This is a genomic window from Citrobacter europaeus (assembly GCF_037482245.1).
Lineage (GTDB): Bacteria > Pseudomonadota > Gammaproteobacteria > Enterobacterales > Enterobacteriaceae > Citrobacter > Citrobacter europaeus.
The window spans coordinates 1,520,471-1,542,257 of the sequence record NZ_CP148084.1 but is presented as its reverse complement, the minus strand read 5'-3'; the positions used below and the strand labels follow the sequence as shown (position 1 = coordinate 1,542,257).

Annotated in this window: 18 protein-coding genes; 7 read left to right on the top strand and 11 right to left on the bottom strand. The window is 52.8% G+C overall.

Going from position 1 to position 21,787, the window contains the following annotated elements; genetic code table 11:
- Positions 1-8: 8 nt before the first annotated feature.
- On the bottom strand, positions 9-1,208 hold the full coding sequence (gene pgtC, locus WHR59_RS07055; protein WP_105179668.1) for a phosphoglycerate transport regulator PgtC: 1,200 nt from the start codon (positions 1,206-1,208) through the stop codon (positions 9-11).
- 416 nt (positions 1,209-1,624) lie between these two features.
- On the opposite strand from pgtC, the gene pgtP reads away from it, so the two are divergent.
- The gene (pgtP, locus tag WHR59_RS07050; protein ID WP_043017094.1) at positions 1,625-3,016 is read left to right on the top strand and encodes a phosphoglycerate transporter PgtP; all 1,392 of its coding nucleotides are present in this window, start codon (positions 1,625-1,627) and stop codon (positions 3,014-3,016) included.
- A gap of 107 nt (positions 3,017-3,123) precedes the next feature.
- Here pgtP and WHR59_RS07045 read toward each other — a convergent pair whose 3' ends face one another.
- On the bottom strand, positions 3,124-3,366 hold the full coding sequence (locus tag WHR59_RS07045) for a YfdY family protein (protein WP_043017095.1): 243 nt from the start codon (positions 3,364-3,366) through the stop codon (positions 3,124-3,126).
- Between the two features lie 439 nt (positions 3,367-3,805).
- On the opposite strand from WHR59_RS07045, the gene lpxP reads away from it, so the two are divergent.
- The gene (gene lpxP, locus WHR59_RS07040; protein WP_043017096.1) at positions 3,806-4,726 is read left to right on the top strand and encodes a kdo(2)-lipid IV(A) palmitoleoyltransferase; all 921 of its coding nucleotides are present in this window, start codon (positions 3,806-3,808) and stop codon (positions 4,724-4,726) included.
- 41 nt (positions 4,727-4,767) lie between these two features.
- Here lpxP and WHR59_RS07035 read toward each other — a convergent pair whose 3' ends face one another.
- Positions 4,768-5,382 (bottom strand): lysozyme inhibitor LprI family protein, encoded by a 615-nt coding sequence (locus tag WHR59_RS07035; RefSeq protein WP_181634447.1) that lies wholly within the window; start codon positions 5,380-5,382, stop codon positions 4,768-4,770.
- A gap of 343 nt (positions 5,383-5,725) precedes the next feature.
- Between WHR59_RS07035 and ypdK the strand changes: the two genes are divergently transcribed.
- Positions 5,726-5,797, top strand: a complete 72-nt coding sequence (gene ypdK, locus WHR59_RS07030) for a membrane protein YpdK (RefSeq protein ID WP_010723117.1) — start codon at positions 5,726-5,728, stop codon at positions 5,795-5,797.
- Positions 5,798-5,862: 65 nt separating this feature from the next.
- Here ypdK and alaC read toward each other — a convergent pair whose 3' ends face one another.
- On the bottom strand, positions 5,863-7,101 hold the full coding sequence (alaC, locus tag WHR59_RS07025) for an alanine transaminase (RefSeq protein ID WP_181634446.1): 1,239 nt from the start codon (positions 7,099-7,101) through the stop codon (positions 5,863-5,865).
- A gap of 387 nt (positions 7,102-7,488) precedes the next feature.
- Between alaC and WHR59_RS07020 the strand changes: the two genes are divergently transcribed.
- From WHR59_RS07020 to WHR59_RS07010, 3 genes are read left to right on the top strand one after another with little or no spacing between them, the layout of a single operon-like run.
- On the top strand, positions 7,489-9,186 hold the full coding sequence (locus WHR59_RS07020) for a sensor histidine kinase (RefSeq protein WP_087051437.1): 1,698 nt from the start codon (positions 7,489-7,491) through the stop codon (positions 9,184-9,186).
- Between the two features lie 14 nt (positions 9,187-9,200).
- Positions 9,201-9,935 carry a two-component system response regulator YpdB gene (ypdB, locus tag WHR59_RS07015; protein ID WP_043017099.1) on the top strand — a complete coding sequence of 245 codons (735 nt, stop codon included), beginning with the start codon at positions 9,201-9,203 and terminating at the stop codon, positions 9,933-9,935.
- A gap of 15 nt (positions 9,936-9,950) precedes the next feature.
- The gene (locus tag WHR59_RS07010) at positions 9,951-10,814 is read left to right on the top strand and encodes an AraC family transcriptional regulator (protein ID WP_087052476.1); all 864 of its coding nucleotides are present in this window, start codon (positions 9,951-9,953) and stop codon (positions 10,812-10,814) included.
- Between the two features lie 399 nt (positions 10,815-11,213).
- On the opposite strand, the gene ptsP is transcribed toward WHR59_RS07010, so the two are convergent.
- The 6 genes from ptsP to glk form a co-directional block, all read right to left on the bottom strand.
- A complete protein-coding gene (ptsP, locus tag WHR59_RS07005; protein WP_043017102.1) occupies positions 11,214-13,709 on the bottom strand; it encodes a phosphoenolpyruvate--protein phosphotransferase in 2,496 nt (831 codons plus the stop codon).
- A gap of 23 nt (positions 13,710-13,732) precedes the next feature.
- Positions 13,733-14,773, bottom strand: a complete 1,041-nt coding sequence (ypdE, locus tag WHR59_RS07000; protein ID WP_338843758.1) for an aminopeptidase — start codon at positions 14,771-14,773, stop codon at positions 13,733-13,735.
- On the bottom strand, positions 14,773-15,858 hold the full coding sequence (ypdF, locus tag WHR59_RS06995) for an aminopeptidase (RefSeq protein WP_043017104.1): 1,086 nt from the start codon (positions 15,856-15,858) through the stop codon (positions 14,773-14,775). Before ypdF ends, ypdE begins: the two co-directional genes overlap by 1 nt.
- Positions 15,859-15,875: 17 nt before the next feature.
- Entirely contained in the window at positions 15,876-17,123 is a 1,248-nt protein-coding gene (locus WHR59_RS06990; protein ID WP_043017105.1) for a PTS fructose transporter subunit IIC, read from the bottom strand.
- Positions 17,124-17,143: 20 nt separating this feature from the next.
- Positions 17,144-17,470, bottom strand: a complete 327-nt coding sequence (locus WHR59_RS06985; RefSeq protein ID WP_003028254.1) for a PTS fructose transporter subunit IIB — start codon at positions 17,468-17,470, stop codon at positions 17,144-17,146.
- A 218-nt stretch (positions 17,471-17,688) separates the two neighbouring features.
- Positions 17,689-18,654, bottom strand: coding sequence for a glucokinase (gene glk / locus WHR59_RS06980; RefSeq protein ID WP_043017106.1), 966 nt, complete (start codon positions 18,652-18,654; stop codon positions 17,689-17,691).
- Positions 18,655-18,858: 204 nt separating this feature from the next.
- On the opposite strand from glk, the gene WHR59_RS06975 reads away from it, so the two are divergent.
- On the top strand, positions 18,859-20,094 hold the full coding sequence (locus WHR59_RS06975) for an ion channel protein (protein ID WP_080626267.1): 1,236 nt from the start codon (positions 18,859-18,861) through the stop codon (positions 20,092-20,094).
- On the opposite strand, the gene WHR59_RS06970 is transcribed toward WHR59_RS06975, so the two are convergent.
- Positions 20,095-21,747, bottom strand: coding sequence for an alpha-keto acid decarboxylase family protein (locus tag WHR59_RS06970; RefSeq protein ID WP_100194632.1), 1,653 nt, complete (start codon positions 21,745-21,747; stop codon positions 20,095-20,097).
- Positions 21,748-21,787: the final 40 nt, after the last annotated feature.

Genomic DNA, 21,787 nt, shown 5'->3' with positions numbered 1-21,787 from the left:
TCCACCTTTCATTTTAACTCTTCCAGTTTGGAAATCGCCTGACGCTGATTTTTAAGAAACCACAACTGCCACTCCATCATCTGCTGTTCGGCCACGCTTTTATTATCAAATTGCGCAAGCCAGGCCTCATCTTCACTGTTCCTGGCATCTATCGGAACGCTGGTCAGCAGCGCTCTGATTTCGGGTAGTGGGCGTTTCAGGCGCGCTTCGGCACTGTAGAGCGCCCGCCATGCATCTTTCAGTTGCGCGAGTCGAAAACTGATCGCGGTATCAAACATCCGCTGTACCAGCTGTTGTCGCTTAAGGATCAGGCGATAATTAAGCGCTGGCTGGCTCATCAAAATTGCCTGCTGAGCCGCGCGTGGGTTATCAGGCGCGAGCTGAGTAACCGGATATTTTCCCGTGTTCGCATCGGCAAGGATCCGCTGCCCTTCAGGGCTTAACAGATAACGGATAAATCGACGCGCTTCATTGGGGTGCTGGCTGTTCTTAAGAACGGCAACATAAGTAGGCGAAACCGCCGAGCGAGGAAAATAGGTAAAAGCCAGGTGCGGATCGTTTAGCAACAGGTTGGCATAGTTATCAATGACCGGCCCCGCCACGCCCAGACCGCTCTTAATTTTGTCGGCCACACCAAAACTGCGAGATGAAATAGTGACCAGATTACCGGCACTGGCCAACAGCGTCGCCCAGCCCTCTTCCCATCCTTTTTGCTGCAGCAGCGACTCAACCATCAGGTGGTTGGTATCGGAACGCGACGGGCTACTCATTAACAACGCGTTCTGATATTTAGGTTGCGTTAAATCCCCCCAGTCAGCAGGAGGCGACAAATGACGCGCCGCCAGCGCAGAACGGTTAATTAGCAGACCAAAACCAGATATCGCAACGGCCACGGAGGTAGAACGAATCGAGTCAGGCACCAGCCGCTGGCTTTCCGGCAGTACATTATCGAAGGGCGCCAGCTTCTGATGCTCCTGAAGATGCTGCAACAGCATGGGCGACGAGGTCAGAATCAGATCGACGTTTTCCGCATTGGCAGTATCAAGCAGTTGTTCCAGTGAACTGCTGGTCCGGTTTAACGTGCGAATCATCACTGACCCTGGCTCCGTCTGCCAGCGCTGGATAATCCAGGCCGTTGCCCCTGGGGAAAAAGTAGTCGCCATCACCAGTTCTTTCCCCAAAGCCAGACTACTCACCGACAGCGACATAAAACAGAGCAAGATCGCCCAAAAGCGCCCCCGACCCAAAAGTCTGTTTGTGATCCCGTTCATAAATACCAACATGTGCAAAAAATAATATTGAGACAAAACTTACCCGTTTATCACCGCATGGGGAGAAGAATAAGGTTATTCGTACAATAACCAAACGGAAAGTGACGACATCAGTAAAGAATACCCGAAAATGCGGTCTGAATTTGTTAATATCCGCACACACCGAAGATAAAAATTCCCGTAAAAGAATAGATTTTAAAATCCTTTATTTAAAAAGAGTCAAAATCAGCTACGCAACACACAATTTGTGTCAATAGTGACTCATTTCATCAACTTGAGTTTCTCTGCCATCTATTTCACTCTTCACTGCGAAAAATCCTGATATTCACATCAATATAAATTTAGGTGATGATATGTTATCAATATTTAAGGCAGGGCCAGCGGCAAATAAAGTCCCGGCGGAGAAAGTCCAGGCTACTTATAGCCGATACCGCATGCAGGCATTACTCAGCGTATTTCTTGGCTATCTTGCGTACTATATTGTGCGCAATAACTTCACGCTCTCAACTCCATACCTGAAAGAGCATCTGGATCTCAGTGCTACGCAGATTGGCTTACTTAGCAGTTGCATGCTTATTGCCTATGGGATCAGTAAAGGCATAATGAGCAGTCTGGCAGATAAGGCCAGCCCAAAAGTCTTCATGGCATGCGGCCTGATCCTGTGTGCTATCGTCAACGTAGGCCTGGGGTTCAGTACCGGATTCTGGATTTTTGCCGCTCTGGTCGTTTTCAACGGTTTGTTCCAGGGGATGGGCGTCGGCCCTTCATTTATTACCATCGCTAACTGGTTTCCACGTAAAGAGCGTGGACGCGTTGGCGCATTCTGGAATATCTCACATAACGTTGGCGGAGGTATTGTCGCGCCGATTGTTGGTGCCGCCTTTGCCATTTTGGGGAGCGAACACTGGCAAAGCGCCAGCTATATTGTCCCAGCCGGCGTTGCCGTACTGTTTGCTTTTATTGTACTGCTGCTGGGGAAAGGCTCACCGCGTCAGGAAGGCTTACCGGCACTAGAGCAAATGATGCCGGAAGAAAAAGTCGTATTAAATACCCGACACGTTGTCGAAGCGCCAGAAAATATGAGCGCCTTCCAGATCTTCTGCACCTATGTCCTGCGCAATAAGAATGCCTGGTATGTTTCACTGGTAGACGTCTTTGTTTATATGGTGCGTTTTGGCATGATTAGCTGGCTGCCAATTTATTTATTAACCGAAAAACATTTCTCGAAAGAACAAATGAGCGTAGCGTTCCTGTTTTTCGAATGGGCGGCAATTCCATCCACATTACTGGCGGGTTGGCTCACTGATAAACTGTTTAAAGGCCGCCGCATGCCGCTGGCTATGATCTGTATGGCGCTGATTTTCGTCTGCCTGATCGGCTACTGGAAAAGTGAATCGTTAGTGATGGTCACTATTTTTGCCGCCATCGTGGGTTGCCTGATTTATGTTCCGCAGTTCCTCGCGTCCGTTCAGACGATGGAAATTGTCCCCAGTTTCGCGGTAGGTTCTGCGGTCGGGTTACGCGGATTCATGAGCTACATTTTTGGCGCATCCCTGGGAACCAGTCTGTTTGGCGTGATGGTCGACAAAATGGGATGGCATGGTGGATTCTATCTGTTGATGGGTGGGATTGTCTGCTGCATCCTGTTCTGCTACCTCTCTCATCGTGGCGCGCTGGAGCTCGAACAACAGCGAAAAAATGCTCAGCAAGAGGAAGCCTCACTCCAGTTGGCAGATGCCCGGTAATCGACGTAGGTTTCGCAAAAAAGTGCCAGCGATGCTGGCACTTCAATAACTCAGATAAATATAAGTCGCTCTGTGTGATAATGTATTGCTAATAGTAACATTCCTAATTATCGCTTACCGTAGCCCACCATAAAGCGAATAATCAAACCGCATGCAGGGGCAAGAAAAAGGAATAATCCGGTTACCATTTCGTTACCATTGGTCAACCGCATAGTAAAAACGTAAATTAATGCCGTAAGGATGGCCATACCGAGAAAAGCGCTGATTGACGCCGCTGCGCCCATAACCTGCCAAATATAGCAACTGACGCACAAAATGCTCAGTGCAAGAAAGATCCAGAAATAGAACATAGCGATACCTCCTGTCTGCCATAAACTTAACCTAAGTCCTTACACTCCCTTAACTTTATATTCTAAGATAGTTCCTATCTTCATGCAATTTAAGCAACATCTTAGTTACATATGTCATTCGCCTGCGTACTGTTAACTCTTCAACAGACTGTTATTTAATCTGCATAAAAACAACGAATTATATATAGGTTAATTTTTGTTCTTAATCGCCCTAAAAACATTTACGAATATTGAGTAATTATTTCTGGCTGACATTAATCTTCGGGTGTACATTGTGCGTCCGATCATTCATGCCCCCTCGTGGTTTTGTCCTGACTCAGTTTTACACTCTTTACAGGAACCAATGTCGTTCATGGCGGCCTAACGATCAGTGCAGAGTGTAAAGCGACTGACAAAGAATCTTCGCGATACATCTATTTCGTATCAACAACAGGTGCTTATGTTCCCCCAATGTAAATTTTCACGCGCGTTTTTGCATCCGCGCTACTGGCTCACATGGTTTGGTGTTGGTGTGCTCTGGTTACTGATACAACTTCCCTATCCCGTATTGTGTTTTCTTGGCACCCGTACAGGAACGCTTGCTCGTCCATTTTTGAAACGCCGTGAATCTATTGCACGTAAAAATCTCGAACTCTGTTTCCCGAATCTGTCGCAAGATGAAAGAGACAAGCTGGTCGATGAGAACTTTCGTTCACTCGGCATGGGACTGCTTGAAACAGGTATGGCCTGGTTCTGGCCGGACCGCCGGGTGCGTAAATGGTTTGACGTAGAAGGGCTCGACAACCTGAAACGCGCCCAATTGCAAAACCGTGGCGTGATGGTTGTAGGCGTACACTTTATGTCGCTCGAGTTAGGTGGTCGCGTAATGGGGCTTTGCCAACCGATGATGGCAACCTATCGCCCGCACAACAATAAGTTGATGGAGTGGATCCAAACCCGCGGTCGTATGCGCTCTAACAAGGCCATGATCGGCAGAAATAATCTGCGTGGTATTGTCGGTGCCCTGAAAAAAGGCGAGGCCGTATGGTTTGCCCCCGATCAGGACTATGGTCGCAAAGGGAGTTCATTCGCCCCGTTCTTCGCAGTCAAAAACGTTGCGACCACTAACGGCACTTACGTATTGTCACGGTTATCGGGCGCAGCAATGCTGACGGTAACCATGGTGAGAAAAGCAGATAACTCCGGTTACCGCCTGTTCATCACCCCGCAAATGGAAGGTTATCCGACAGATGAAAGCCAGGCTGCAGCGTATATGAACAAAATTATCGAAAAAGAGATCATGCGCGCACCCGAGCAGTATCTCTGGATCCACCGCCGCTTCAAAACTCGCCCGATGGGTGAAGCCTCGTTATATATCTAAAAAGAAAGGCCGTAAGGCCTTTCTTTTTTTCCGCAGTTGAATTACTTAACGCCCCACTTGTTCTGGAGTTCAGTCATTCGCTCATTATAGTTACGGGCAATACAGGCTGGCTTGTCCTGCTCTTTCCAGCACTCATTACGCCCTTTCACCCAGCCGCGCTGCTCTGCTTTGAGCGTCGGGTTATTACCCGATTTCACCAGCGCCTGCTTGTAGGCCCCATTTAGCGCCATATCCATAGCTGAGAGCGCAGGGCTCTGGCAGATAGCCTCTTCGATACTGCCTTTTGCTACCGCAGCGCAGGAAAAAGAAGGCCCGTTGCTGGTCGGTTTTTTTGCCCCGGAAAAGTCAATATTGTCTTCAGGCAGGCATACCCCATGCTTTCGATTCGGCCCGCTCCAGGAAATATCCGGATTCCCGTCATCTTTGCGGGAGATAGAAACGGTATTGTTACCGCTTCTTGCTTCCCAATAGTTTTCATTAAAAGCCTTCACCGTCGCCTTCGTGCCATCAATCCAGACATTGCCTTTACCATCACTATTCACACCACCAATACTTGCGCAACTGAAATTGAATGCCAACGGCGAGGCCGCCATCGACGTCAATGGCGCAAGAACGAGTGCTAACATCATTAATCTGGTCATTTTTAACCTTTTCATTATCTAATTCCGCGAAAAATTAACCGCATTAACATCATGGCGATATGAGAATTCTCCGAGTAAACATTACGTCGCTCAATAGCAATTTATTACCGGCAGAAATTAAACTGTCGCCGAATCACGACACTTGTAAGTTATTAAAATCAAATAAAAAAATGCCTCTTGTCTCGCCTCATTTTTAGGCGTACATTAGCGCCGTCTGGAGCATGAAAGCTCAGAATTCTGAGGTGATGCAGCCAAGCAAACAAGGGGAATTCTCCCTTTCGTTTACGCGTGCATCAGCTCTCTGTCAGGTAAGCATATGTTCATTTAGACGTACCTCAGGTACGCGGAGAGATGAAAAGTGAAATATTTCTTTATGGGCATTTCTTTTATGGTCATCGTTTGGGCCGGTACTTTCGCCCTGATGATCTAAATTAAAAGACGCAGCAAAAAAACAGGAGCCATCAGGCTCCTGTTTGCTTTTGGGGAATCGGGTTGTTAGTCGGTACTTTCAGTAGCCGATTTTGCACCGGCAGGCAGTAAGCCATCGGCGCGAAACATCGCTTTAATACCGCGAATCGCCTGGCGAGTACGGTCGCGGTTTTCAATTAGCGCAAAGCGCACGTGCGTATCGCCATAATCACCAAATCCAATCCCCGGAGAAACGCAGACCTTCGCTTCGTTCAGCAGCTTCTTGGCAAATTCAAGTGACCCCATCCCGGCGTAATGCTCTGGAATTTTCGCCCAAACGTACATCGAGGCTTTTGGCATCTCGACCATCCAACCGGCTTCATGCAGCCCTTTTACCAGTACGTCTCGACGGCGTTTATATTGCTCCGCAATATCCCGTACGCACTGCTGATCGCCTTCCAGCGCGGCGATAGCTGCAACCTGCAACGGCGTAAAGGTTCCGTAATCGTGATAGCTCTTAATTCGTGCCAGCGCGTTGACCAGCGTTTTATTACCCACCATAAAACCGATACGCCAGCCCGCCATGTTGTAGCTTTTCGACAGGGTGAAAAATTCAACCGCAACATCGCGAGCACCCGGTACCTGCATAATCGACGGCGCTTTCCAGCCATCGTAGACAATATCGGCATAGGCCAGGTCATGAACCACCAGCACGTCATAGCGTTTCGCCAGGGCCACGACTTTTTCGAAGAACTCCAGCTCGACGCACTGCGCAGTCGGGTTAGAAGGGAAACCTAAGATCATCATCTTCGGTTTAGGATAGCTTTCGCGAATCGCGCGCTCCAGCTCATTAAAGAAATCGACGCCGTCGACCAGCGGCACTGAACGTACCTGCGCGCCAGCAATCACCGCACCATAAATATGGATCGGATAGCTCGGGTTCGGTACAAGGACGGTATCACCGTGATCCAGCGTAGCCAGCATCAGGTGCGCCAGTCCTTCTTTAGAACCAATCGTCACAATCGCTTCGGATTCCGGATCGATCTCAACGTCATAGCGTTCCTGGTACCAGCGGGAAATCGCCCGACGCAGACGCGGAATGCCGCGCGAGGTGGAATAACCGTGAGTATCCGGGCGCTGCGCCACGGTACACAGTTTTTCAACAATATGAGGAGGCGTGGCCCCATCCGGGTTCCCCATGCTGAAATCGATAATATCTTCGCCGCGCCGACGCGCAGCCATCTTCAGCTCAGCAGTGATGTTAAAAACGTAAGGGGGAAGGCGATCAATACGCGTAAAGCGACGTTCAGGGCGGGAGTCAGCCATAATATCCTCAGATTAACGTTAGCGCCCGGACCGTCCGAGCGACGCTGCCACGATGGTGGCACGTTTAGAAAATAGCCTGAATAATTTCCTTCTGTCGAGAGGCAAAGCAAAATATTTTTAATTGACGAAAAAGAGGAACAACAAGAAAAAATAGGGAAATAACCTTTTTCACAGCCCGCTTAAAATTACCATCATTTAACATTTTGTTGTTAACTACATTACTTTGAACGCGGCACTGACAGGACAGGTATTGTAAATACAACAATCATGCAACAATCCCCTTTTAATATTAAGGTTTTTCCTCATTAGACCCAGGTTGCGGGGGTGCTGGTCATCCAGCCTCAGGTTACCTATCATAGAGGTTTAACCCTTGCGCAAGAGTCACCCGTGCACGAAATATTCAATATGCTGCTGGCGGTATTTGACCGGGCAGCGCTGATGCTGTTCTGTCTGTTTTTCCTGATTCGTATCCGCCTGTTTCGCGAACTGTTGCACAAGTCAGCCCACTCCCCAAAAGAGCTACTCGCCGTTACCGCGATTTTCTCAATGTTTGCCCTGTTCAGTACCTGGTCCGGCGTACCGGTTGAAGGCTCACTGGTTAACGTACGTATTATTGCGGTCATGTCAGGAGGAATTCTGTTCGGTCCGTGGGTCGGCATCATTACGGGCCTCATCGCGGGCACCCATCGCTACCTGATCGACATCGGCGGCGTAACCGCTGTGCCCTGCTTTATCACCAGCATTCTGGCAGGCTGTATTGCCGGGTGGATCAACCGTAAGATCCCCAAAGCGCAGCACTGGCGCGCAGGTATTTTAGGCGGAATGCTGTGCGAATCCCTGACCATGATCCTCGTCGTCGCATGGGCGCCCACCACTGAGCTGGGGCTGGATATTGTCTCGAAAATCGGCATCCCTATGATCCTGGGCAGCGTCTGCATTGGCTTTATCGTCATGCTGGTTCAAAGCGTGGAGGGTGAGAAAGAGGCCAGCGCCGCGAAGCAGGCCAAGCTGGCGCTGGATATCGCCAACAAAACCCTGCCGCTTTTCCGTCAGGTTAACAGCGAGTCGCTCCGCCAGGTGTGCGAAATTATTCGCCATGACATACATGCAGACGCCGTCGCGATTACCAACACCCAGCACGTACTGGCGTACGTTGGCGTGGGTGAACTTAACTACCGCGATAACGATGACTTCGTCAGCCCGACCACCCAGCAGGCGATCAATTACGGAAAAATCATCATTAAAAACAATGATGAAGCGCACCGTACGCCCGAAATACACTCCATGTTGGTGATCCCGCTCTGGGAGAAAGGCGTTGTCACCGGTACGCTAAAAATCTACTACTGCCATGCCCACCAGATAACCTCCTCACTGCAGGAAATGGCGATTGGTCTGTCGCAAATTATCTCGACGCAGCTTGAAGTTTCCAGGGCTGAGCAGCTTCGTGAAATGGCAAATAAGGCAGAACTGCGCGCGCTGCAAAGTAAAATAAATCCCCATTTCCTGTTTAACGCCCTGAATGCGATTTCGTCGTCGGTGCGGCTTAATCCGGACACCGCACGCCAGCTCATTTTTAATTTGTCGCGCTATCTTCGCTATAATATTGAATTAAAAGACGATGAGCAGATAGATATCAAAAAGGAGCTGTATCAAATCAAGGATTACATCGCCATCGAGCAGGCCCGTTTTGGCGACAAGCTGACGGTTATTTATGATATCGACGAAGAGGTAAGCTGTTATATTCCCAGCCTGCTGATTCAGCCGCTGGTAGAGAACGCGATTGTCCATGGGATTCAACCCTGCAAAGGAAAAGGCGTGGTCACTATCAGCGTGGCAGAATGCGGTAACCGGGTAAGGATTGCCGTGCGGGATACGGGCCACGGCATCGATCCAAAAGTCATTGAACGGGTCGAATCCAATGAAATGCCGGGTAACAAAATTGGCCTATTGAATGTGCATCATCGCGTTAAGCTGCTCTACGGCGAGGGCTTACATATCCGCCGTCTGGAGCCAGGCACTGAGATTGCCTTTTACGTGCCTAATCAGCACTCGCCCGCAGCCGCACCGGCCACATTGTTGCTTTAACCAGGAGCGAAGTCGTGAAAGTCATCATTGTTGAAGATGAATTCCTGGCCCAACAGGAACTTAGCTGGCTGATAAAAGAGCACAGCCAGATGGAAATTGTCGGCACATTCGACGACGGCCTGGACGTGCTGAAATATCTCCAGCACAACCGCGTTGACGCCATTTTTCTGGATATCAATATTCCCTCGCTGGATGGCGTGCTGTTGGCGCAAAACATCAGCCAGTTTGCGCACAAGCCTTTTATTGTCTTTATTACCGCGTGGAAAGAGCACGCCGTTGAAGCCTTTGAACTGGAGGCCTTCGACTACATCCTGAAGCCGTATCAGGAATCGCGGATCGTCGGCATGCTGCAAAAGCTGGAAGCCGCCTGGCAACAACAGCAAACGGGAACTTCGCCCATCAGTCCGGTAGCACGCGAAAACGACACGATCAATCTGATCAAAGATGAGCGAATCATCGTGACCCCGATCAACGACATCTACTACGCAGAAGCCCATGAAAAGATGACGTTTGTCTACACCCGACGCGAATCGTACGTGATGCCGATGAACATCACCGAATTTTGCAGCAAATTGCCGGCTTCGCATTTCTTCCGCTGCCACCGCTCGTTCTGCGTGAATCTGAATAAAATTCGCGAGATCGAACCCTGGTTTAACAACACCTACATTTTGCGCTTAAAAGATCTGGAATTTGAAATCCCGGTTAGTCGGAGTAAAGTGAAAGAGTTCAGACAGTTAATGCACTTATAGCGCAGAGAAAGAGCGATGAAAGAACCAGGCCTACCCGCAGACCAACAGTTTTTCGCCGATCTGTTCAGCGGCCTGGTATTAAACCCGCAGCATCTGGGGCGCGTGTGGTTCGCGACCCAACCCACCACATTACCAACCGGAAGTTTATGTATTGACCTTCCGCGCCTCGATATCGTGCTGCGTGGCGAATACAGCAACCTCCTGGAAAAACAGCAGCACAGCCTACCAGAAGGCGACATGCTGTTTATCCCGACGAAAGCGGCAAATCTGCCCGGCAGCGACAAGCCCGTGATGCTGTTGAGCCTGGTGTTTTCTCCGGCCTGGCTGGGACTCTCTTTTTACGATAACCGAACCGCATCGCTGTTACGTCCGCTCCGCCGTATTGAGTTACCCCATCCGCAGCGCGGCGAAGGCGAGGCAATGCTGACCGCATTAACCCATTTAAGCCGCACTCCTCAGGCCCAGGATATCATTCAGCCGCTGGTGCTTAGCCTGCTGCATCTGTGTCGTAGCGTGGTGAATAGCCGCCCTGACACAGAGCGTCCTCGCGCTGAATTTCTCTATCACAGTATGTGTAATTGGGTACAAGATAACTATGCCCAACCGCTGACCCGGGAAAGCGTGGCGCAGTTTTTTAATATCACGCCCAATCACCTGTCAAAAGTGTTTGCCCAGCACGGTACCATGGGGTTTGTCGAGTATCTGCGGTGGGTCAGAATGGCGAAGGCGCGCATCATCTTACAGAAATACCATCTGTCGATTAGCGAAGTCGCACAGCGGTGTGGATATCAGGACAGCGATTATTTCTGCCGCCTGTTCCGACGTCAGTTTGGCCTGACGCCGGGAGAGTACGGCGCGCGCTTTCAGTCAGCGCGTTAAGTGAGACAACACCAACGGTGTTAGTCATATCCGTTTGCCTCGTTGTAAAATAGCGGCCTTTAGCCCAATCCTACTGGCTTACTCAATAAAGTGAATATGCGATGAAAAACAGACGTGCACTCTCCCTGATGTGTTTTCAGATGCTGGAATCAGGTGCGGATCGTCAAACCGTGAAAAGAGCCCTTACCTCCCGCCGAGTTAAAGGTCGTCAGGCGGTGGTTCTGCTCTGCAAGCAAGAGATGAAACTGTTAAGAGCCGGGAAACTACCGGGGCACAACGCGCCGCATTGATGATTTCGCTTTCCAGTAGCCTTTATCCCGCCTGCACCCACAGCGCCACAGCGCCACAGCGCCACAGCGCCACAGCGCCACAGGCAGGATAGCGCTCTTTCAGTGAAGCTTAAAATGTCAGTTCCGCCTCCAGCAGCGCCAGAATGCTCTCGGCATTTTCAGCGGCGAACAACGACTGGCGGAACTGCTTGTTAACGAGCTTACGTGCCAGCTGCGAGAAGACCTTCACGTGGTTAATGCCTTCGTCGGCACCCAGCGTCAGCATGATCACCAGCTCTACTTCGCCCATCTCAGACTGCCAGTCAACGGGCTGTGCAAGCCGGGCAATGCTGATGCTGGAATGGCGGATCCACTGGGATTTCGTGTGTGGGATAGCCACTCCAAAACCAACGGCGGTAGTGACTATCTCTTCGCGCTGCCAGACATCCTCTTCCAGCTCAAACGGATGTTCAGTTCGCCCGTTAACGCCAAGGTTGCCGCACAGAAACTGAATCACCTGCTCTTTGTTGCTCAGAGATTCACCAACAAAGATATTCTCCAGCGCCAGCAGCGGACGTACATCTTTCTGCGGTGCAAACTGGTTGAGCAGATCTTCAATCTCCTGAGCGCTACGGCACTCGCAGGCCTGCAAAGCGAGTTCGCGGCATGCCTGACCGTCCAACTGACGAAGCTGGCTTTTTACCGCCGGAATACGAGGACTGCTCATACTCAGTTCATCGAGCCCTAAACCCAACAGCAACGGTAAATAACGCCCTTCGCCACCCAGTTCGCCGCAAATGCCGACCCATTTTCCGCGCTCGTGCGCCACGCGAACAATTTGCTGCAGCATACGCAGGAACGACGGCGTAATCGGGTTGTACAGCGGCGAAACGCGCGGATTATTACGATCGACGGCATACAGGTACTGGGTCATGTCGTTTGAACCAATACTGAAGAAATCCACCTCATCGCAGAAATGGTCGATGATGTAACACACCGACGGCACTTCAACCATAATCCCCAATGAAATCGTCGGGGCATGGCGTAAACCGTCCGCTTTCAGCGCCGCCAGCGCTTTTTGCAGTTCACTTTTTACCCATAAAATCTGGTCGAGGCTGTGCACCATCGGGATCATCAGTTGTGCGTTACCGAAGGTCGCCGCCCGTAAAATAGCGCGCAGTTGGGTGCGAAACAGTCCGGCAAACTCTGGATAAATCCGCACCGCGCGGTAGCCCAGGAACGGATTCTCTTCCTGCGGAATATTGAGATAGCGGATATTCTTATCACCACCAATATCCATGGTACGAAAGATAACCGGCTTATCACCCGCAACCAATAAGACCTGCTGGTAGGCTTCAAACTGTTCCTGCTCGTCGGGGGCGCTGTCGCGGTCCATAAACAGCATTTCAGTACGAAACAGCCCAATTCCTTCCGCGCCGTTGGCAAACGCTCCCGGCGCTTCCAGCGCGGTACCGATATTCGCCGCAACGTCAATACGCTGATTATCTTTGGTCAGCGCGGGCTGGGCGGCATCAAGCGCCTGTCGACGCTGGCATTCATCGGCCAGCTTCTGCGCAATCGCGTAATAACCGCGAACCGCTTCGTCTGGGTTGATGGCCAGCACCCCACAGCGGGCATCCAGTACCGCATATTGCCCGGTATAGCGGCTAATGGCCTCCAGCGGCAAGCCGCTAAGCACCGGAATCGCGGACGCGCGAGCGAGGATCAGGGTATGCGAGGTGCGCCCCGTTTTTTCCAGGATCATGCCAGACAGATGCTGCAAATCGAGGCTTAAAAACTGGCTGGGCGTCAGATCTTCAGCGACCAGAATCGTCGGTTTTTCCAGTACCAGCGCATTGCGCGGGCGTCTTTCAGGCCAGGTGATGTGCAACAACTGTTCGCTGATATCACGGATGTCGCTGACGCGTTCGCGCAGATAATCGCTACCGGAGGCCGATAGCCTGGCGCATATCTGCTCCATATTGACGATAATCGCCGCCCCCAGCCCCAGATGCTGACCCTGTATTAAACGGCGAATATTCCCGGCAAACTCATCATCCTGAATCAGAGACAGATGTGCGCTGAGAATGGTTTTACTCTCGCCGTCGCGCTCGCGCAACTGTTGATTGAGCTGCTCGGCAAGCGTCGCCAGGCTGTGCTCCAGCCGGGCGTTATCTTCCGCACTCGCCGCTATCGTGCGATAACTTTCCAGATTATCGCTTTGCCAAAGCGTGAGCAAACCGGTCCCCACGCCTCCTGCCAGCACGGTACCGTACAGCAGGTCCGGGTTGAGGCGAATCAGCGAACGCGGCAATGGATGTGCCGCCAGTTCCGCCGGCGTCGGCTGAACGCTGTCGCTGTCAATAAACCGGTGCTGGAGATACTCCTCCAGTGTTCGCCGGGCTTGTTCTTCATCGCGACCGGTAATGGTCAGGCTACAACTGTCGTTAAACAGCGTCCCGGTGCCAATCAGCGCCAGCGAGCTTTTCGCATCCGCCCTCGCGTTCTGGCGATGATTAATAAATATCACCTCACTTTGCCACTGGCTGCACTGCTCTTTCAGCTCCCACGCCGGACGCGCATGCAGGCCATTGGGTAACGGGCAAAGAAATTGAATCGTTAACATAACAACTCCTGATTAGCGCGAAATCAGCACCTGAAATCCGTCAGATGAGCCACGGTTTCGCACGTTAGATGTGAAATAAGAGCTGACAACAACTGCTGTGTCTGGATGATGTCACGACAGTCGGCAATCGATGCCGCGCAGTGTCCATGCCGTGTGGCAGGCCCTATGACAACCGTTGGGATCCCCGTGCCGCTGACGTGCACCGCACCGCCGTCGGTGCCGCCGTTACTGAACATGTCGAGCTGCAGGGTAATACCCGCATCAGCGGCCACGTTTTCAACCCACGTCGTCAGCTTCGGCGGCGCAATCAGTGATTTATCGCTCAACACCAGCATCGGGCCTTTACCGAGCTGTCGGTGGTTGGCCGCACTGTAATCAAAGTTTTTGGCCCAGCAGGCCGTATCCAGCACAAACGCCACATCCGGTGCGACCGCGCGTGCTGCGGTTTGTCCTCCGCGCAATCCCACTTCTTCACTGGAACTGGCCACCAGCCACACCTCGCAAGGGAGAATGGCGTCATACCATTCACGCAGCAGCGCCATCAGCAAATAACATCCAAGTCGGTCATCAAAGGCTTTTCCCATGACTCGCTGGTGCGGCAAAACCTGAAAGGTTGTGTCAAAGGTGACACGATCGCCCGGGCGCACACCGGCCTGCAGTACCTCTTCATAGGACCGCGCGCCAATGTCCACCCGCAGCGCACTGACTTCATTACCGCTGCGCTGTCCGTCAAGCAGACCAGGGATCTTGCTCTCTTCGCGGGTGGTGATCCGCACCGGCTGCAATTGCCTGGCCGCCATACGCACATTTCCCACCGGCAATACATCGATCGCCCCTTCGCTGGAAATACTGCGCACAATAAATCCTACTTCATCCATATGCGCGCAGATCATCACCTTCGGACCGGTTGATTCATTGAGCCGGATCAGCACCGATCCCAGTCCATCGAAGCGCACCTCTTTATTGAGACGATCCGCCTCTTCAAGCAGGATCTGACGCACTTCCTGTTCAGAAGAGGCGATCGCGTCCGCCTCGCTCAGCGCCTTCAGTAGCGATAAATCCATTACGCCTCCCCCGTGTGTAACAATGTTTTCGCCATGGTATAGAGCACCTCGCCGCCGTCTGGCGTAACCAGCACCACATCCTCAATACGCACTCCGCCCTGGCCCGGCAGATAAATACCCGGCTCAACGGTGAGCAACATGCCAGCCGCCAGAGGTGTTGTATCTGTGGGGGAAAAACGTGGGTCTTCATGCACCTCAATACCGATAGCGTGTCCGGTATTGTGACCAAACGCATCGCCATAGCCCGCCTGCATAATGACCCGCCTGGCTGCGGCGTCTACCTCATTGCAACGCGCGCCTGGTCGAATTGCCGCCACCGCGGCACGTTGCGCAGCCAGGACAATCTGATACACGGCAAACAGCGCGCTTTCTTCCGCTGGCTGGTTGGCGTCGGGGATGCGAAAGGTTCGCGTCATATCAGAACAATAGCCCTGATACTGTGCGCCAAAATCCAGCGTAATGAACTCACCTGCCTCGACACGCTTGTCGCTGGCTTTACCGTGCGGCAGAGCGCCGCGCCAGCCGCTGGCGACAATGGTGTCAAAAGAGGCTTTATCTGCGCCGAGCGTACGCATATACCACTCCAGTTCGGCGGCAATTTCGCGCTCACTAAGACCGGGTTGAATAAAGCGGCGTATATGTTCCGCGCTCAGGTCAGCTACCCGGCAGGCTTCGCGGATGCAGGCTATCTCCTGCGCGGTTTTCACCTGTCGAAGCACGTCCGGCACAGCGCTCACCAGTCGGGCATGCAGTTTGCCCGACCAGACCTGCGCGGTATCCCAGCTTACCTGCTCACCTTCGAATCCCACCGTCTGCAGCTTTTCGAGCGCAATAATGTGATTCACCTGCGAATACAGCGTCTGCGTTCCATCGAGTCGATGGATTTGGTAGCCCTGAGTGCGCGTGGCGACATCGGTGTAGTAACGGCCGTCGACCAGGATATGCGCGCTTTCATGGCTGATAAACACAAACCCTGAACTGCTGGAGATCCCCATATGCGGCTGTTTATTCTGCCGCGATGACAGCAGCATCGCGTCGAGATGTTGCTCCGTCAGCCAGTCGCGCAGCGAGACAAGTAAGCTCATGGTTACAATCCTTTTAATCAGAGGCTTTCAATCAGCAACTTGCCTTTGCGGTACATAAGATGGCGCAGGAACACCACCATCAGGGCCGTAATCACCGCGCCTAACAGGATCCCCGCCATATAGACGCCGAGATTAGTGACCAACGGCCATGCCCAGATAGCCGATTCCGGGAACCACTGCACCGCCCCCAGCCAGACGGCAGCCGTCGACCCGACAATGGCGCCAACCATATAGGAAGGAATTGCCGTGATGGGGCTTTCCAGCGCAAACGGGATCGCTCCTTCGCTGATACCCATAAACGCGAGGAACATTGCCGTTTTCCCCTGCGGGTAGAGCTGTGCGCTGAACAAGCGTTTGCCGGTTAAGCGACGGTCAATAAGTGTGGCCAGCCCAAGGCCAATCGGGGGAATGACAATAGCAATAGAGCGCGCGGTTACCGGCAAAACGTGATCGGTGGTAAAGCTGAAGGCGACAAATCCTGCGGCTTTATTAATCGGACCGCCGAGGTCAATCGCCGTTGCCGCGGAAATCCCCATCGCGTACATCAGCGTGCCTTTCTCTCCGGCTGCCGTCAGCAGTGTACGAATTCCGCCGTTAATCCAACCGCCAAACGGCGTAATCACGTAATACATCGCCAACATGACGAATATCGCGGAAAGAATGGGCAGTAAAAAAGTGGTTTTGAACGCCAGCAGGAAATCCGGCAACTGGATTTTTTGATTCATCCACTTCACCAGATACCCGGCGACAATCGAGATAATCAGCGCGCCAATAAAGGTTGACGGAACGGGAGCACTGGTAGCCCATTGCAGCGTTGCGGGGTCAAAATTCAGTATCTGCGTGGGCTGAGTGGACATCAACCCACCGATAAACCCCGCCGGAAACGCCAGCTTGCCGCCGATAGAGTTGGCGACAAATGCGGCAAACATCGGGATAGCAAATCCAAACAGCACGCCGCCAAAAGATTGCGACAGCCAGGCAAACTTCAGTAATGAGAGATTAAAACCGGTGAATTTTCCGCTGTTCAGCGCATCCATGATGCCGGTGTCAGCAGGAATATCGAGCCAGCTATAGGCGATCAGTTGCGAGAAGGCGAGAATGACCCCGCCCATAATTAACGTCGGCACCATGCGCGAAATACCCGACATCACATGTTGCGGAAGTTCGCCCCAGAAGCTATTGCGGGAGGCCGGTGGATTTTTTATTACCGCTGCCGCACCAGATGCGCCAGGCACAACGGTTGCACTGCGTTTTTTAATGGCCATAAGTAATTCCCTGTCGATGATTATTGTTGTTCAGCGGCAACCATCTCTTCGATCTCTTTAATGATGCCGGCCGCATTTTTTATCGCGTCCTGTAACGTAATTTCGTAGACGTCACGCGACTCAAAACGCTCGTTATCCTCCGGGGTAACGGCAACAGAGTGGATGATTAACGTTGCCTCTGCGATATCCTGCGCCGTCAGTCGATTTTGAATTCCGTCCGCGCCCTGGGTTTCAATTTTTACTTCATAACCCGCTTCAACTGCGGCTTCTTCCAGCGCCTGAGCCGCCATGAAGGTGTGGGCCAGACCCATTGGGCACGCGCAAACGGCAATCAGTTTTTTGCTCATAATCATTTCCTCTTAATAGTTGACGAGTGAAATTATGGTCCGGGGAAAGTAACGACCGTTATCAGACAAATAATGCTTTTACTGGACAAATGATTCCGTCACTCGGAAATGTGACGAAGGTCGGAAAGGCGGTTAGCAGGCATAAAAAAACCGCGTCAGGAGCGCGGTTTTGTGGGAATGCAGGCCGGATGACCGCTAAATGCCATCCGGCATTGGTCTTACAAAATATGGCCCAGCGTCTGGCGCAGATGGGCACCAGAACCAAGCAGGCCCGGGTTATCATGCACGATCAGATACACAGGAATATCCTGTACATAGGCTTTAAAACGCCCTTTATCTTCAAAACCACCGCGGAAGCCGGAAGCTTTAAAGAATTCGAGGAAGCGCGGTACGATGCCGCCTGCGATGTACACACCGCCAAACGTGCCCAGCGTCAACGCCAGATCGCCGCCAAAACGCCCCATGATGACGCAAAACAGCGACAGCGCCCGACGACAGTCGATACAGGAATCAGCCAGCGCACGGGCGGTGATATCCTTTGGCTGCAGATTTTCCGGCAGGCGCCCGTCTGACTTGACGATGGCGCGATACAGGTTCACCAGCCCCGGGCCGGACAGCACGCGCTCTGCAGAAACGTGACCAATTTCCGCGCGCAGAACCTCAAGGATAATCCCCTCTTCTTCGCTGTTAGGCGCAAAATCCACGTGGCCGCCTTCACCTGGGAGGCTTACCCAGCGTTTATCCACGTGCACCAGATGCGCCACACCGAGCCCGGTTCCTGCGCCATACACAGCAATAGGTTTGCCTTCCACAGGTTCCGCGCCGCCAAACTGGATCAAATGCTCTTTTTTCAGCATCGGGATCGCCATCGACACAGCGGTGAAATCATTAATGATTTCCAGATGGCTGAAGCCCAGATTTTTTTTCATCTCAGCAATAGAGAATGCCCAGGTATGGTTAGTCATTGCCACCCAGTCGCCGGTGATCGGGCAGGCAATGGCAATGCAGCCATCTTCAACGCTGACGCTATGCTCATCCAGGTACACGCGCACCACTGCCTCGAGGCTTGGGTAATCCAGCCCGGAATAGGTTTTTGCCTGCGAAATCTCGCCGCTGGCAATGTCGCACAGAGCAAGACGCGCGTTGGTGCCGCCAACATCACCTACTAAAGCATATTTTGTCATTCTTCCACTGCTCCGCTAAAGTCAGAATAAATCTTTGCCACACTGTAAATTCATGGGGGCATAACAACAACGGCCTGAAGGCTGATGCCCGTGGAAAATCGATCCAGATCACATAATTACTTTATCGTTTCAGCACCATTTGCAGCGATGCGGTTACGCAGGCTGTGCAAACTATGTCTATGACTCTGTTTTAAGGAATAGAAAATGCTCCATCCGCGCGCCAGAACGATGCTCTTGCTATCAACTCCAGCGCTAATCATTGGCATAGCGTCCAGCCTGGTGTTGATCGTTGTGATGAAAGTGGCTTCCGTTTTACAGCAATTTTTGTGGGAGCGCCTACCCGTTAGCATTGGTATTGCCCAGGACTCTGCGCTGTGGATTATCGGTATGCTGACGCTCACGGGGATCATGGTCGGGTTAGTTATTCGCTACAGCCAGGGCCACGCGGGACCGGATCCTGCCTGTGAACCGTTAATTGGTATGCCGGTGCCAACATCAGCAATACCGGGCCTGCTGGTAGCGCTCATCCTTGGCCTCGCGGGAGGCGTCAGTCTGGGTCCGGAACACCCGATTATGACCGTGAACATCGCACTGGCTGTGGCACTCGGCAGCCGCATGTTTCCGCGCATTGCGAAGCTGGACTGGACTATCCTTGCCTCTGCCGGCACCATCGGCGCGCTATTTGGCACCCCCGTTGCCGCCGCACTGGTATTTTCGCAAACGCTGAATAGCTCGAACGAAGTGCCCTTGTGGGATCGCCTGTTTGCACCGTTAATGGCCGCCGCCGCGGGTTCACTGACCACCAGCCTGTTTTTTCACCCCCATTTTTCATTACCCATTGCACACTACACGCAGATGCACTTGATCGATATCCTCAGCGGTGCGGTCGTTGCCGCCATCGCCATTGCCGCCGGGATGGTGGCCGTCTGGTGTCTGCCGCGTTTACACCGTTTAATGCATCGATTAAAACACCCGGTTCTGATCCTTGGCGTTGGCGGCTTTATCCTCGGTATTCTGGGCGTTATTGGTGGACCGCTCACCTTGTTTAAAGGGCTGGACGAAATGCAGCAAATGGCGTTCAGCCAGACGCTGGGGACATCGGATTATTTCATGCTCGCCGTGATCAAACTGGCGGCATTGGTGGTTGCAGCTGCGAGCGGTTTTCGCGGCGGGCGAATTTTCCCGGCAGTGTTCGTTGGCGTCGCGCTTGGCCTGATGCTGCACGCCCACGTTGAAGCGGTGCCAGCGGCCATCACGGTCTCCTGCGCGATCCTTGGACTGGTGCTGGTCGTTACCCGTGACGCCTGGCTGAGCCTGTTTATGGCAGCAGTGGTGGTGCCAGACTCCACCCTGCTGCCGCTACTGTGCATCGTCATGCTACCCGCCTGGCTACTGCTGGCGGGCAAACCGATGATGGTCGCCGAGCGCCCGGATAAATAACTATCCTCCGTTACGCGTTTCCAGCGCACGGGTTACCGTGCGCAATAACTCAGGAAGATCGGCTTTCGGTAGCACTACCTCAATTAACGACAATCGTTGCGGACGGGCCAACCGTGCCAGCACTTCTTCCAGCTGTACCGCCTGCTTTACCCGCCAGCATTCGGCCTGACATTCACGACTAAACGCCTGCGGCACCTGCGTCCAGCTCCAGGCGGCGATATCGTTATAACGCTGATTTGCCCCATGTATGGCCCGCTCCACGGTATAGCCATCATTATTGAGCAGCAGAATAACGGGAGACTGGCCGTCCCTGAGCATAGAGCCCAGCTCCTGAATGGTGAGCTGCGCCGCGCCATCACCAATAATCAGGATCACCCGGCGTTCGGGGCAGGCAGTTTGCGCACCGAATGCAGCCGGGAGCGCGTAGCCGATAGACCCCCACAGCGGCTGAACCAGCACTTCCGCTCCGCCGGGTAGCGTGAGCGCAGCCGCGCCAAAGGCAGCGGTTCCCTGGTCGACGAGGATAATGTCATTGGGCGCGAGAAACTGCTGCACCGTATGCCAGAAATTTTCCTGCGTCAGAGGCCCCTTCTCAACCTGAATACGTCCTGTTGGCGGGCGTTCTGGCGGTAGTGAAAAAGACATTTCCAGACACAGTTCCCGCAAGGTAGTGACTGCCTGCTCCATTGGGATGTTAAACCATCTGGTTCCAATCCGTGAGGCATGTGGCTGCACCTCAATCGTGCGTTCCTGCGGTAGTTGTTGCGTAAAACCGGCGGTCAGGGTGTCGACAAATTGTGTGCCGACACACATTATCGTGTCGGCATCTTCTATCGCCTGACGCACATAGTCGCTGCTGGCTCCAGCGCTGTAAGTGCCAACAAACGCCGGATGACGCTCATCGAACAGCCCTTTGCCCATCAACAGCGTGGCGTGAGCCATCGGCGTTTCCGCCATCCATCGTTGCAAAACTGGCTGCAGGCCAAAGCGCAACGCAAGAAAGTCTGCCAGGAGCGCTACGCGCGGGCTATCCAGCAATCGCTCGCGGGCATGATAGCGAAACGCTTCTGCCACACTGCTTTCCGGCTCGCTCAGAGGAACAATCAGAATGTCATCCGGCGGCGTAGCGGGCTGTTTTGCCACATCCGCAGGTAACATCAGATAGCCCGGCCTGCGTTCGATAAGCATTGTTCGCAGCACACGGTCAATCTCATAACAGGCGTTTTGTTCATCCAGCACCGCGCTGGCCGTCGTCACCGCCTGCTGCATACGATAAAAATGCAGAAAATCACCGTCCCCAAGGGTGTGATGCATTAACTCCCCACGACGTTGCGCTCCGCGACAGGGCGCGCCAACAATATGCAAAACTGGAACATATTCCGCATAGCTTCCAGCGATACCGTTAATTGCGCTTAACTCCCCAACGCCAAACGTAGTGAGCAGCGCCCCCACCCCGGATACCCGGGCATAGCCATCCGCAGCATAAGCCGCATTCAACTCGTTCGCACACCCGACCCAACGTACGCTGGGATGTTCAATCACATGGTCAAGAAACTGCAAATTATAATCGCCAGGCACACCAAAGAGATGGCCGACGCCACAGCCTGCCAGCCTGTCCAGCAGATAATCAGCAACGGAATACGGGGTTTGCATGACAGCTATCCTTCTGACGGTAACCTCATGTTGAGTATCG

Bases quoted from the DNA above. Each gene is read 5' to 3' on its own strand.
- pgtC (WP_105179668.1), bottom strand. From the start codon at position 1,208: ATGTCGCTGTCGGTGAGTAGTCTGGCTTTGGGGAAAGAACTGGTGATG.
- pgtP (WP_043017094.1), top strand. From the start codon at position 1,625: ATGTTATCAATATTTAAGGCAGGGCCAGCGGCAAATAAAGTCCCGGCG.
- WHR59_RS07045 (WP_043017095.1), bottom strand. From the start codon at position 3,366: ATGTTCTATTTCTGGATCTTTCTTGCACTGAGCATTTTGTGCGTCAGT.
- lpxP (WP_043017096.1), top strand. From the start codon at position 3,806: ATGTTCCCCCAATGTAAATTTTCACGCGCGTTTTTGCATCCGCGCTAC.
- WHR59_RS07035 (WP_181634447.1), bottom strand. From the start codon at position 5,382: ATGAAAAGGTTAAAAATGACCAGATTAATGATGTTAGCACTCGTTCTT.
- alaC (WP_181634446.1), bottom strand. From the start codon at position 7,101: ATGGCTGACTCCCGCCCTGAACGTCGCTTTACGCGTATTGATCGCCTT.
- WHR59_RS07010 (WP_087052476.1), top strand. From the start codon at position 9,951: ATGAAAGAACCAGGCCTACCCGCAGACCAACAGTTTTTCGCCGATCTG.
- ptsP (WP_043017102.1), bottom strand. From the start codon at position 13,709: ATGTTAACGATTCAATTTCTTTGCCCGTTACCCAATGGCCTGCATGCG.
- ypdE (WP_338843758.1), bottom strand. From the start codon at position 14,773: ATGGATTTATCGCTACTGAAGGCGCTGAGCGAGGCGGACGCGATCGCC.
- ypdF (WP_043017104.1), bottom strand. From the start codon at position 15,858: ATGAGCTTACTTGTCTCGCTGCGCGACTGGCTGACGGAGCAACATCTC.
- WHR59_RS06990 (WP_043017105.1), bottom strand. From the start codon at position 17,123: ATGGCCATTAAAAAACGCAGTGCAACCGTTGTGCCTGGCGCATCTGGT.
- WHR59_RS06985 (WP_003028254.1), bottom strand. From the start codon at position 17,470: ATGAGCAAAAAACTGATTGCCGTTTGCGCGTGCCCAATGGGTCTGGCC.
- glk (WP_043017106.1), bottom strand. From the start codon at position 18,654: ATGACAAAATATGCTTTAGTAGGTGATGTTGGCGGCACCAACGCGCGT.
- WHR59_RS06975 (WP_080626267.1), top strand. From the start codon at position 18,859: ATGCTCCATCCGCGCGCCAGAACGATGCTCTTGCTATCAACTCCAGCG.
- WHR59_RS06970 (WP_100194632.1), bottom strand. From the start codon at position 21,747: ATGCAAACCCCGTATTCCGTTGCTGATTATCTGCTGGACAGGCTGGCA.